A 12,634-nucleotide genomic window follows, 5' to 3' on the forward strand; every position below is an offset into this window, starting at 1 on the left:
GCTTGACCACTTCCTCGGCTGCGAAGGCAGCTTCCAGAACGATCCAGCACTCAGCGCGCTTGGCTTTTTCACGGGACAGCTTGGTTTCACCAAAACCGTCTTCAACCGAGTCCAGAGCAACGTGAACTTCGTCACCGACATTGATAGTCAGATCGCCAGCGTCGTTGTAGAACTGCTCAAGCGGGATGAGTGCTTCAGACTTCAGGCCAGCGTGAACGGTTACCCAGCGAGCCTGGTAATCGATATCAACGATAACACCTGTGATGATGGAGCCTGCCTGAAGGTTCAGGGTTTTTAGGCTTTCTTCAAAGAGTTCCGCAAAGCTTTCGCTCATTTTAATTCCTGTAAATGAGGGCGAAGGATACGCCCATCTCCACACCCCAGACGGTGTGGGTTAGTTTCATATAGAAGAAGTGCCGCAGGACTATGACTGGTCCCCTGCGACCTTCTTGGTCACCCGGCGATATCGCGAATGGCGATCTCGCTCATGATGCGTTCAAGCACCTGATCGATGGACAACTCCGTGGAATCCAGCTGTATGGCATCAGCCGCCGGTTTGAGCGGGGCTACTGCGCGCTGGGTATCACGCTCATCGCGTGCACGGATCTCATCTAGCAGACTCGACAGACTAACACCCTCGACTTTGCCCTTCAACTGCAAATATCGACGGCGAGCCCGCTCCTCGGCACTGGCGGTCAGGAAAATTTTCAGCGGTGCGCCAGGAAACACCACCGTACCCATGTCGCGACCATCCGCCACCAGACCCGGCGCCTCCTGAAATGCGCGTTGACGCTGCAGCAGCGCCTCGCGCACTGCGGGCAATGCAGCCACTTGCGAAGCGCCGGAACCGACGCTTTCAGTGCGAATGACATCGCTGACTTCGTCACCTTCCAGAATGATGCGCTGCAGCTGACCGTCGGTCGCCGCGATGAACTGCACATCCAGATGAGCGGCAAGTTTCTTCAGCAGCTCTTCATTGGTCAGATCGACACCATGGTTGTGCGCAGCAAACGCCAGCAAGCGGTAAAGCGCACCGGAATCCAGCAGGTTCCAGCCCAGACGCTTGGCCAGAATCCCGGCTACCGTGCCTTTGCCCGAGCCGCTTGGCCCATCAATGGTGATGACCGGTGCAATGTATTTCACGACTGAGCCTCTTGTGCCACACGAATACCGACCTGCGCGCACAGCGCGAGGAAGTTCGGGAACGATGTCGCAACGTTGGCGCAATCATGGATGCGAATCGGTGCAGTGGCGCGCAGCGAAGCCACACTGAAAGCCATGGCGATACGGTGATCGCCGTGACCATGCACTTCGCCGCCGCCGATCTGGCCGCCGTCGATGATGATGCCGTCCGGGGTCGGTTCGCACTTGACGCCCAGCGCCAGCAAACCGTCCGCCATGACCTGGATACGATCCGATTCCTTGACCCGCAGTTCTTCGGCGCCGGTCAGCACCGTACGCCCTTCGGCACAGGCGGCCGCCACAAACAGTACCGGGAACTCGTCAATGGCCAGCGGAACCAGCTCCTCCGGGATCTCGATACCCTTGAGCTTAGCTGCTCGTACGCGCAGGTCAGCCACGGGTTCGCCACCGACTTCGCGCTGGTTTTCCAGCGTGATGTCCGCACCCATCAGGCGCAGGATGTCGATAACACCGGTGCGGGTCGGGTTGATGCCGACGTGCTCAAGCACCAGCTCGGAACCTTCAGCGATCGAAGCAGCCACCAGGAAGAACGCGGAAGACGAGATGTCGCCCGGCACTTCGATATGGGTTGCGGTCAACTTGCCGCCGGACTCGACCGAAGCGGTGGCGCCTTCAACGCTCACCGGGTAACCGAAGCCACGCAGCATGCGCTCGGTGTGGTCGCGGGTGGGTGCAGGCTCGGTGACGGTGGTCTTGCCTTCAGCGTACAGACCAGCAAGCAGCAAGCAGGATTTCACCTGAGCACTGGCCATCGGCATGGTGTAGGTCAGGCCTTTGAGCTTGTGACCGCCACGAATGGTCATCGGCGGACGCCCTTCGGCGGCGGTTTCAATCACGGCGCCCATTTCACGCAGCGGATTGGCCACGCGATTCATTGGACGCTTGGACAGCGAAGCATCGCCGGTCAGGGTGCTGTCGAAGTTCTGCGCCGCCAACAGGCCAGACAGCAGACGCATCGATGTACCGGAGTTGCCCAGATAGATCGGGCCCGGCGCAGGTTTCAGACCGTGCAGGCCGACACCGTGAATAGTTACGCGGCCGTGATGCGGGCCTTCGATGACCACGCCCATGTCGCGGAACGCCTGCAAGGTTGCCAGGGCGTCTTCGCCCTCAAGGAAACCTTCGACTTCGGTGACGCCTTCGGCCAGCGAACCGAGCATGATCGAACGGTGGGAAATGGATTTGTCACCCGGTACGCGAATCCGACCGGACAGGCGGCCACCCGGTTGAGCCAGGAAGATCTGATCGTTGGAATTCATAGCGTCCACATCGGCCCTGCGGGCCTGGATTTTACTGAAATGCTCACGGGCAACCCGGGCGCGAGTGAAAACGCCCAACAATTGGTGCCCATCCCCTGCATCGACCGCGTCGCGCAAGGCGTCGAGGTCGCTACGAAATGTATCGAGTGTGCGCAGAACAGCCTCGCGGTTGGCGAGGAAGATGTCGTGCCACATCACCGGGTCGCTTCCGGCGATTCTTGTGAAATCGCGAAAACCACCGGCAGCGTAACGGAAGATCTCAAGGTTTTCATTGCGCTTGGCCAACGAGTCGACCAGACCGAAGGCCAGCAGATGCGGCAGATGGCTGGTTGCGGCGAGCACTTCATCGTGACGCTCGACCTGCATGTGCTCGACATCGGCGCCCAATTCGCGCCACAACCGATCAACGATCGCCAGCGCATCCGGATCGGTTTGCTCGAGCGGCGTCAAGATCACTTTATGGCGACGAAACAGTTCGGCATTGGAGGCCTCCACCCCGCTCTGCTCGGAGCCGGCAATCGGATGGCCTGGCACAAACCGCGCCGGCACGCCACCAAACGCCTCGGTCGCCGCGCGCACCACATTGCCTTTGGCGCTTCCAACATCGGTCAGAATCGCTTGACCCAGATCCATGCTCGCCAAACGCGCGAGCACTTTTTCCATGGCCAGAATCGGCACCGCCAACTGAATCACATCAGCGCCCTGGCATGCAGCCGTCAGGTCGTCTTCGCAGCGATCCACCACGCCCAACTCGACCGCCAGCTTGCGCGATTGCGGATCGAGATCAACCCCGACCACTTCGCGGCAAACACCGCTTTCACGCAAGCCTTTGGCAAACGAACCACCGATCAACCCCAGGCCGACCACTACAAGGCGACCGATCATAGGTGCAGCAGATTGCATTGCAGTGACATCACCCACGAGCCAGAACCTTGCGCAACGCTTCAAGGAAGCGGCTGTTTTCCGCCGGCAGGCCGATGGTGATCCGCAGGTGATTCGGCATGCCGTAATTGGCCACCGGACGCACGATCACACCTTCAGCCAGCAAACCCTGGAACACCGGAGCCGCCACCTGAGCGAGATCGACGCAGATAAAGTTGCCTTTGGACTCGATCCAGCCCAGACCAAGCTCACGGAAACCCGCCTGCAACTGCTGCATACCGGACTCGTTGAGCTGCCGGCTTTGCGCCAGATATTCCTCATCCTTCAGCGCCGCACAAGCTGCCGCCAGCGCCAGGCTGTTGACGTTGAATGGCTGGCGAACACGGTTCAGCACATCTGCCACTACCGGAGTCGACAGACCGTAGCCGACGCGCAGTGCCGCCAGACCATAAGCCTTGGAGAAGGTGCGCGAAACCAGCAGGTTCGGGTATGCCGCGAGGAAGTCCAGACCATCCGGCAAGTCGCTGCCTTCGGCGTACTCGATGTAAGCCTCGTCCAGCACCACCAGCACATGCTCAGGAACATCCTGCAGAAACTCGTCCAGCGCCTCGGCACCGAACCAGGTGCCGGTCGGGTTGTTCGGATTGGCGATAAACACCACGCGGGTGTTGGCATCGATGGCCGCCAGCATCGCAGGCAGGTCGTGCCCCCAATCCTTGGCAGGCACCACTTTGGCTTGGGCGCCCACCGCTTGAGTCGCGATCGGATACACCGCGAACGCATGTTCGCTGAACACGGCGTTGAGGCCCGGCGCCAGATAGGCGCGCGCCACCAGCTCAAGAATGTCGTTGGAGCCATTGCCCAGCGTGACCTGGTTCAGCTCGACGCGGCACTGCTCGGCCAGCAGGGACTTGAGTGCGAAACCGTTGCCGTCCGGATAGCGGGTCAGCTCGGCCAGCTCTTCGCGAATCGCCGCCAAGGCTTTCGGACTGGCGCCCAATGGGTTTTCGTTGCTTGCCAGTTTGACGATTTTCGCCGGATCCAGATCCAGCTCGCGCGCCAGTTCGTCCACAGGCTTGCCCGGTACGTACGGCGAAAGTTGTTGCACGCCCGGCTGTGCCAGAGCGAGGAAATTGCCACTCATTACTACCGCCCCTTACAGAACTGCTTTCGGGTAGGAACCCAGCACTTTGAGTGCTACTGCTTCCTGACTGATCTTTTCCAGCACACCTTTGATCAACGGATCACGGTGGTGGCCGACGAAGTCGATGAAGAACACGTAGGTCCATTTGCCGCTGCGCGACGGCCGGGTTTCGATCCGGGTCAGGTCGATCCCGTTGTCATGGAACGGCACCAGCAGCTCGTGGAGCGCGCCGGGCTTGTTGCTCATGGACACGATGATCGAGGTCTTGTCGTCGCCGGTTGGCGGCACTTCCTGGTTACCGATCATCAGGAAGCGCGTGGAGTTGTCCGGGCGATCTTCGATCTTTTCGGCCAGACGCGTCAGGCCATACAGCCCCGCTGCCATGTCACCGGCAATCGCTGCCGAATTCCACTCGCCTTTTACCCGCTTGGCCGCTTCGGCATTGCTGGACACTGCAACGCGCTCGACATTCGGGTAATGCGCGTCCAGCCACTTGCGGCACTGGGCCAGTGACTGAGCGTGGGAATAGATGCGGCTGATGCTGTCGGTCTTGGTGTTTTCACCGACCAACAGGTGATGATGAATGCGCAGCTCGACTTCGCCACAGATCACCATGTCGTGTTCGAGGAAGCTGTCGAGGGTGTGGTTGACCGCGCCTTCGGTGGAGTTTTCCACCGGCACCACGCCAAAATTCACCGCACCAGCCGCCACTTCACGGAACACTTCGTCGATCGCTGCCATTGGCTTGCTGATCACCGCGTGACCGAAGTGTTTCATGGCCGCAGCCTGGGTGAAGGTGCCTTCAGGGCCGAGGTAAGCCACTTTCAGCGGCTGCTCCAGCGCGAGGCAGGAAGACATGATTTCGCGGAACAACCGCGCCATTTCTTCGTTGCCCAACGGCCCCTGATTGCGCTCCATCACCCGTTTGAGCACCTGAGCTTCGCGCTCAGGACGATAGAACACCGGCACTTCGCCTTCGGCCAGCGAGGCCATCTTTACGCGCGCGACTTCCTGGGCGCAACGCGCACGCTCACTGATCAGCTCCATGACTTTGGTGTCCAGAGCGTCAATGCGAACGCGCAGTGCCTTGAGTTCTTGCTCGGACATCAGCCGTGTTCCTTCTCGAATTCAGCCATGTACGCCACCAGCGCGTTAACGGCGGTGATGTCAACGGCGTTGTAGATGGAGGCGCGCATGCCGCCCACAGAGCGGTGGCCCTTGAGGTTGAGCAGACCGCGCTCTTCGGCACCGACCAGGAACGGCTTGTCGAGACGATCATCGGCCAGACGGAACGGGACGTTCATCCACGAGCGATCCGACTTGTTGATCGGGTTGCTGTAGAGGCCGCTGGCGTCGATGAAGTCGTACAGCGTGCGCTGTTTGGTGTCATTCAGCTTGGCGATGGCTTCGACGCCACCCTGCTCTTTCAGCCACTGGAACACCAGACCGGACAGATACCAGGCCAGGGTCGGCGGCGTGTTGTACATCGAGCCGTTGTCGGCCGCGACCTTGTAATCGAGCATGGTCGGGCATAGCGCACGAGCCTTGCCCAACAAGTCTTCGCGGATGATGTTGACGACGATGCCGCTTGGGCCGATGTTCTTTTGTGCGCCGGCGTAAATCATGCCGAAACGCGAGATATCGACTGGACGCGACAGAATGTCCGAAGACATGTCAGCGACCAGCGGCACGTCACCGACTTCCGGGATCCACTGGAATTCCAGACCGCCGATAGTTTCGTTCGGCGCGTAGTGAACGTAAGCGGCGTCTTTCGACAGGTTCCACTCGTTCTGGCCCGGAATGGCGAAATAGTCGTAAGGCTTGGCGGTGGCGGCAACTTTGACATGGCCGTAACGCGAGGCCTCTTCGATGGCTTTCTGCGACCAGATACCGGTGTCGATATAGTCGGCCGAGCCACCTTCAGGCAGCAGGTTGAGTGGAATCTGCGCAAATTGCTGGCTGGCACCACCTTGCAGAAACAGCACTTTGTAGTTCGACGGGATATTCAGCAGGTCACGCAGATCCTGCTCGGCCTGGGTCGCAATGGACACGAACTCATCGCTGCGATGGCTCATTTCCATGACCGACAAGCCCTTGCCGTGCCAATCAAGGAGTTCACCCTGGGCGCGCTGCAGGACAGCTTCAGGAAGCGCCGCAGGACCGGCGCAGAAGTTATAGGCTCGCTTGCTCACATCCAATCTCGCTCTGATTTGGTGGTATCACATATCAGTCGGCGCCGATCTCATGTGGGAGCGAGCTTGCTCGCGAAGACGGATTGACATTAAACAGCGATGTCACCTGACACTCCGCATTCGCGAGCAAGCTCGCTCCCACAAGGGTCTTGATGGGCGTCGAAATTTCATACCGAACAAATAACAAGGGGGCGAATTCTCATCCGCCCCCCTCGCTTGTCCGCTTATTCTTGCGGTTCTTCGTCTGCTGCGGCGTCGAGCTGCTGGTCTTCGACTGCGTCGTCGATCACGACATTGCCTTCGAACTCCTCGCCCTCTTCACCTTCGAGCTCTTCACCTTCAACTTCCGAAGGCTCCTGAACCCGCTCCAGGCCGACCAGGGTTTCATCCTTGGCCAGTTTGATCAGCGTTACACCTTGAGTGTTACGACCCAGGCTCGACACTTCGTCGACACGGGTACGCACCAGAGTGCCCTGATCGGAGATCAGCATGATCTCTTCGCCGTCCTGCACCTGAACCGCGCCGACCAGACGGCCGTTACGCTCGTTGCTGACCATGGCGATAACGCCCTGACCGCCACGCTTGTATTCAGGGAACTCGGTGATGGCCGTACGCTTGCCATAACCGCGCGCGGAAGCGGTAAGAATCTCGCTGCCTTCTTCTGGAATCAGCATGGAAATCAACTTCTGCCCTTCCGGCAGACGCATACCACGCACACCGCGGGCGGTACGGCCCATGGCGCGAACTTCGGATTCCTTGAAGCGAGTGACCTTGCCGCCGTCGGAGAACAGCATGATTTCCTGTTCGCCATCAGTAACGGCGGCGGAAATCAGGATGTCGCCTTCGTCCAGCTCCAGCGCGATCAGACCAACGCTACGCTGACGGCTGAAGGCCACCAGCGGGGTCTTCTTGACGGTACCGTTGGCGGTCGACATGAAGATGAACGGTGCCTTCTTGCGGTCGGCAGCCTTGATGCGTGCACGGCGCTCTTCGTCGGTTTCGTTGCTGTTTTCGATTTCTTCTACATCAGCCTCGACGCCTTCGGCTTCTTCTTCGTCAGCCTGACGCTTCATGGCTTCAAGATCGACCGGCAGCATGGTGGTGATGTATTCGCCCTCGCTCAATGGCAAGAGGTTGACCAACGGACGACCACGGGCAGCGCGGGACGCTTCCGGGATCTCGTAGGTCTTGAGCCAGTACACCTTGCCCTTGCTGGAGAACAGCAGCAGCGTGGTGTGGCTGTTGGCAACCAGCAGGTGAGCGATGTAGTCCTCATCCTTGACGCCGGTCGCCGATTTGCCTTTACCGCCACGACGCTGAGCCTGGTAAGCAGCCAATGGCTGAGTCTTGGCGTAGCCACCGTGGGAGATGGTCACGACGCGCTCTTCTTCCGGGATCATGTCGCCCAGGGTCAGATCAAGGCGTGCATCGAGAATTTCGGTGCGACGCACATCGCCGTATTCGGCACGGATCACTTCCAGCTCTTCGCGGATCACTTCCATCAGGCGCACAGCGCTATTGAGGATGCGGATCAGCTCACCGATCTGGTTGAGGATCTCTTGATACTCGGCCAGCAGCTTTTCGTGTTCCAGACCGGTCAGACGGTGCAGACGCAGTTCCAGAATGGCTTGCGCCTGTTCTGGCGAAAGGAAGTACTTGCCTTCGCGCAGACCGTATTGCGGATCGAGCGTCTCCGGACGGCATGAATCCGCACCGGCGCGCTCAACCATCGCGACCACGGCAGAGGATTCCCACGCGGTCTTGATCAGCGCTTCCTTGGCTTCCGACGGAGTCGGCGAAGCCTTGATCAGGGCGATAACCGGGTCGATGTTCGACAGGGCAACCGCTTGACCTTCAAGAATGTGACCACGTTCGCGAGCTTTGCGCAGTTCGAACACGGTACGACGGGTGACAACTTCGCGACGGTGACGAACGAAGGCTTCGAGCAGATCCTTGAGGTTGAGGATCCGCGGACGGCCGTCGATCAGCGCAACGATGTTGATGCCGAATACCGCTTGCAACTGGGTCTGGGCGTAGAGGTTGTTGAGGATCACCTCAGGCACTTCGCCGCGACGCAGTTCGATCACGACGCGCATACCGTCCTTGTCGGACTCGTCGCGCAGTTCGGTGATGCCTTCAAGCTTCTTCTCTTTAACCAGCTCGGCGATCTTCTCGATCAGACGCGCCTTGTTCAACTGGTAAGGGAGTTCGGTGATGACGATCTGCTGACGGCCACCGACCTTGTCGATGTCTTCAATGATCGAGCGGGCACGCATGTAAATGCGCCCACGACCGGTACGGTAGGCTTCGATGATACCGGCGCGACCGTTAATGATCGCGGCGGTCGGGAAGTCTGGACCAGGGATGTATTGCATCAGCTCATCGACGGTCAGCTCAGGGTTGTCGATAAGCGCCAGGCAACCGTCGATGACTTCACCGAGGTTGTGCGGCGGAATATTGGTCGCCATGCCCACGGCGATACCACTGGAACCGTTGACCAGCAGGTTGGGGATCCGGGTCGGCATGACCGCCGGGATCATCTCGGTGCCGTCGTAGTTCGGCACCCAGTCCACGGTTTCTTTGTGCAGGTCAGCCAGCAGCTCGTGCGCCAGCTTGGTCATGCGTACTTCGGTGTATCGCATGGCCGCGGCGTTGTCGCCGTCCACCGAACCGAAGTTGCCCTGACCGTCGACCAGCAGGTAGCGCAGGGAGAAAGGCTGAGCCATGCGGACGATGGTGTCGTACACCGCAGTATCACCGTGCGGGTGATACTTACCGATCACGTCGCCGACAACACGGGCAGATTTCTTGTACGGCTTGTTGTAGTCGTTACCCAGCTCGCTCATCGCGAACAGTACGCGACGGTGCACGGGCTTGAGGCCATCGCGCGCATCCGGCAGTGCACGGCCGACGATCACGCTCATCGCGTAGTCGAGGTAGGACTGCTTCAGCTCGTCTTCGATATTGACCGGGAGGATTTCTTTGGCCAGTTCGCCCATGAGAAGCCTGATTCCTTTTTCTGGTGAAACTTCGTCATATCCATGTGGGAGCAACGAAGCTCGTCGGGCACGGCCGAGTGCCGTGCGCCGACTTACGACAAATCAACAATCCGGAGAGTGGATTTGCGCAGTAAAGACAGCTCCGTGGAGCTGCCTCGGAAAACGCCGGATGTTATCACAAAGGCCGCCACGCACCTATCCCCCAGACGCGCATGGAGCATAGTTAGTTGACTGGTGACAGGCTTAAAGGGGACGAGAGAGGCTCAGAGCTTCTTTGAATGCAGAATTCGGGCTTGGTTTATGGATGTTTATTGACTTTAAGGCCCCCTTCGCGAGCAAGCTCGCTCCCACAGGGTTCTGCGGCGATCACAAAACATGTGGGAGCGAGCTTGCTCGCGAAGGGGGCAACGCAGGCAACGAGCCAATTAATGCAGGCGCTTGCGACACATCAACTGGGCCATTTTTGCCGTGTCCGGCCGCTCGACGATGCCCTTTTCGGTAACGATGGCATCGATCAGGTCTGCCGGCGTCACATCAAACACCGGGTTGAACGCCTCAACGTCCGCACCGACACGCTTGCCGCCGACTTCCAGCAACTCGGCGCCATCGCGCTCTTCAATCGGGATTTCGTCGCCACTGGCCAGATTCATGTCGATGGTCGAACTCGGCGCTACCACCATGAAACGCACGCCATGGTGCATGGCATTGACCGCCAGTTGATAGGTGCCGATCTTGTTGGCAACGTCGCCATTGGCGGTGATCCGGTCAGCACCGACGATCACCCAGGTCACACCTTTGGTTTTCATGATGTGCGCGGCGGCGGAGTCGGCGTTCAAGGTCACCGGGATGCCTTCGTTAGCCAGTTCCCACGCCGTCAGGCGCGAGCCCTGTAACCATGGCCGGGTTTCGTCGGCATAAACGCGCTCGACCATCCCTTCCAGAAATGCCCCTCGAATGACGCCCAGTGCCGTACCGAAACCGCCAGTGGCCAGTGCGCCGGTGTTGCAGTGAGTGAGAATCGCCTGAGCATTGCCCTGATGCTTGCGGATCAGGTCGACACCAAGCTGGGCCATGGTCAGGTTGGCTTCGCGGTCGCTTTCGTGAATGGCGATGGCCTCGGCTTCCAGCGCCGCCAGCGGATCGGCATTGCCTTTGAGACGATCGAGCCGATCGTGCATGCGGCCCAGCGCCCAGAACAGGTTGACCGCCGTCGGCCGGGAATCGGCCAGCAGGGCGAAATCCTCTTCCAGCGCCGCGTACCAGTCGCCGCCTTCGGCTACCCGCGTACGCGCCGCGAGCACGATGCCATAGGCCGCACTGATACCGATGGCCGGCGCGCCACGCACCACCATCGAACGAATCGCCTCGGCCACGCCGGCGGCGCTGGTGTAAGCGATCCAGGTTTCCTCGAACGGCAAAATACGCTGATCCAGCAGGTGTAGCGCGCCATCTCGCCAATCGATGGCCTTCACTTTCTCCGCAGCCAACAGTCGATCGCGCATCCCACACCCCGCACTCATGAACAAAAGCCGCCGATTATAGCGATCCCCCCGCGAAGACGCTCGGGTATACTTCGCCATCCTTTACAAAAGCACTGGAACCGACCCTCGATGCCGAAACCTGCCATTGCGCTCGACCTACTATTGCTGCCAACCTGGCTGGTACCCGTCGAACCCGCAGGCGTTGTGCTCAAGGAGCATGGCCTGGGCATCCGCGACGGTCGCATCGTGTTTATCGGCCCGCGCGCTGAAGCGCTGAAGTGTAACGCCACTGAAGTACGTGAATTGCCGGATGTTCTGCTCAGCCCAGGCCTGATCAACGCCCACGGCCACGCGGCGATGACGCTGTTTCGCGGCCTGGCCGATGATCTGCCGCTGATGACATGGCTGGAAAACCACATCTGGCCGGCCGAAGCCAAATGGGTCGATGAAGACTTCGTCAGTGACGGCACGGATCTGGCGATTGCCGAGCAAATCAAAGGTGGCATCACCTGCTTCTCGGACATGTATTTTTTCCCCAAAGTCGCCAGCGAACGCGTGCATAACAGTGGCATTCGCGCGCAGATCGCCATTCCGATCCTCGACTTCCCGATTCCGGGCGCCGCCAGCGCCGATGAGGCCATTCGTCAGGGCGTCGAGCTGTTCGGTGATCTCAAGCATCACGACCGGATCAAGATCACCTTCGGTCCTCATGCACCCTACACCGTCGGCGACGAGAATCTCGAGAAAATCCGCGTGATTGCCGAGGAGCTGGACGCCTCGATTCACATGCACGTCCACGAAACGGCGTTCGAAGTGCAGCAAGCGGTCGAGCAGCACGGCGAACGGCCACTGGCCCGCCTCGGTCGACTGGGCCTGCTCGGCCCGCGCTTTCAGGCTGTGCACATGACCCAGATCAGCGATGACGACCTGGCGTTACTGGTAGAAAGCAACACCAGCGTGATCCATTGCCCGGAATCGAACCTGAAGCTGGCCAGTGGTTTTTGCCCCGTGGAGCGTTTGTGGCAGGCTGGCGTGAACGTCGCGGTCGGCACCGACGGCGCGGCGAGCAATAATGACCTCGACCTGCTCGGCGAAACCCGCACCGCTGCGCTGCTGGCCAAAGCCGTCGCCGGTTCCGCCACCGCGCTCGACGCCCATCGTGCGCTGCGCATGGCCACGCTCAACGGCGCACGAGCCTTGGGAATCGAGGCGCAGGTTGGCTCGCTGGAAATCGGCAAAGCCGCGGACATCGTCGCCTTCGACCTGTCCGGCCTGGCGCAGCAACCGGTCTATGACCCGGTTTCGCAGCTTATATATGCCACCGGCCGCGATTGCGTGAAACACCTGTGGGTCGCTGGCAAACAACTGCTCGACGACCGGCGCCTGACCCGAATGGATGAACAGCAACTGGGCGCCACCGCCCGGGCCTGGGGCCAGCGCATCAGCGGCCACACCGAATCGTAAACACCTCGGG

Annotated in this window: 9 protein-coding genes; 1 reads left to right on the forward strand and 8 read right to left on the reverse strand. The window is 60.0% G+C overall.

The annotated features are described in order from the left end of the window. The 8 genes from ACIQVE_RS19465 to mtnA all read right to left on the reverse strand — a co-directional run. The coding region (locus ACIQVE_RS19465) for a S1 RNA-binding domain-containing protein (RefSeq protein ID WP_402811090.1) at positions 1-334 on the reverse strand (334 nt) is incomplete at its 3' end. Between the two features lie 119 nt (positions 335-453). Continuing rightward, positions 454-1,143, reverse strand: coding sequence for a (d)CMP kinase (gene cmk / locus ACIQVE_RS19470; RefSeq protein WP_402811092.1), 690 nt, complete (start codon positions 1,141-1,143; stop codon positions 454-456). Beyond that, positions 1,140-3,347, reverse strand: a complete 2,208-nt coding sequence (locus ACIQVE_RS19475) for a bifunctional prephenate dehydrogenase/3-phosphoshikimate 1-carboxyvinyltransferase (RefSeq protein WP_402811094.1) — start codon at positions 3,345-3,347, stop codon at positions 1,140-1,142. Before ACIQVE_RS19475 ends, cmk begins: the two co-directional genes overlap by 4 nt. Before the next feature lie 28 nt (positions 3,348-3,375). Further along, entirely contained in the window at positions 3,376-4,488 is a 1,113-nt protein-coding gene (hisC, locus tag ACIQVE_RS19480) for a histidinol-phosphate transaminase (RefSeq protein ID WP_042560362.1), read from the reverse strand. Between the two features lie 12 nt (positions 4,489-4,500). Beyond that, a complete protein-coding gene (gene pheA, locus ACIQVE_RS19485; RefSeq protein ID WP_007908404.1) occupies positions 4,501-5,595 on the reverse strand; it encodes a prephenate dehydratase in 1,095 nt (364 codons plus the stop codon). Then, complete coding sequence (gene serC / locus ACIQVE_RS19490) at positions 5,595-6,680, reverse strand: 3-phosphoserine/phosphohydroxythreonine transaminase (protein WP_402811096.1); 1,086 nt, start codon at positions 6,678-6,680, stop codon at positions 5,595-5,597. Before serC ends, pheA begins: the two co-directional genes overlap by 1 nt. A gap of 224 nt (positions 6,681-6,904) precedes the next feature. Continuing rightward, positions 6,905-9,679: a DNA gyrase subunit A gene (gene gyrA, locus ACIQVE_RS19495; protein WP_402811098.1), complete on the reverse strand. Its 2,775-nt coding sequence runs from the start codon at positions 9,677-9,679 to the stop codon at positions 6,905-6,907. A 425-nt stretch (positions 9,680-10,104) separates the two neighbouring features. Continuing rightward, positions 10,105-11,181 carry an S-methyl-5-thioribose-1-phosphate isomerase gene (mtnA, locus tag ACIQVE_RS19500; protein ID WP_402811100.1) on the reverse strand — a complete coding sequence of 359 codons (1,077 nt, stop codon included), beginning with the start codon at positions 11,179-11,181 and terminating at the stop codon, positions 10,105-10,107. A 108-nt stretch (positions 11,182-11,289) separates the two neighbouring features. Between mtnA and ACIQVE_RS19505 the strand changes: the two genes are divergently transcribed. Then, entirely contained in the window at positions 11,290-12,624 is a 1,335-nt protein-coding gene (locus ACIQVE_RS19505; protein WP_402811101.1) for a TRZ/ATZ family hydrolase, read from the forward strand. Positions 12,625-12,634: the final 10 nt, after the last annotated feature.

It is taken from the genome of Pseudomonas sp. NPDC098747, from assembly GCF_044760045.1.
Taxonomy (GTDB): domain Bacteria; phylum Pseudomonadota; class Gammaproteobacteria; order Pseudomonadales; family Pseudomonadaceae; genus Aquipseudomonas.

Bases quoted from the DNA above. Each gene is read 5' to 3' on its own strand.
- ACIQVE_RS19505 (WP_402811101.1), top strand. From the start codon at position 11,290: ATGCCGAAACCTGCCATTGCGCTCGACCTACTATTGCTGCCAACCTGG.
- gyrA (WP_402811098.1), bottom strand. From the start codon at position 9,679: ATGGGCGAACTGGCCAAAGAAATCCTCCCGGTCAATATCGAAGACGAG.
- pheA (WP_007908404.1), bottom strand. From the start codon at position 5,595: ATGTCCGAGCAAGAACTCAAGGCACTGCGCGTTCGCATTGACGCTCTG.
- hisC (WP_042560362.1), bottom strand. From the start codon at position 4,488: ATGAGTGGCAATTTCCTCGCTCTGGCACAGCCGGGCGTGCAACAACTT.
- mtnA (WP_402811100.1), bottom strand. From the start codon at position 11,181: ATGCGCGATCGACTGTTGGCTGCGGAGAAAGTGAAGGCCATCGATTGG.
- ACIQVE_RS19475 (WP_402811094.1), bottom strand. From the start codon at position 3,347: ATGATCGGTCGCCTTGTAGTGGTCGGCCTGGGGTTGATCGGTGGTTCG.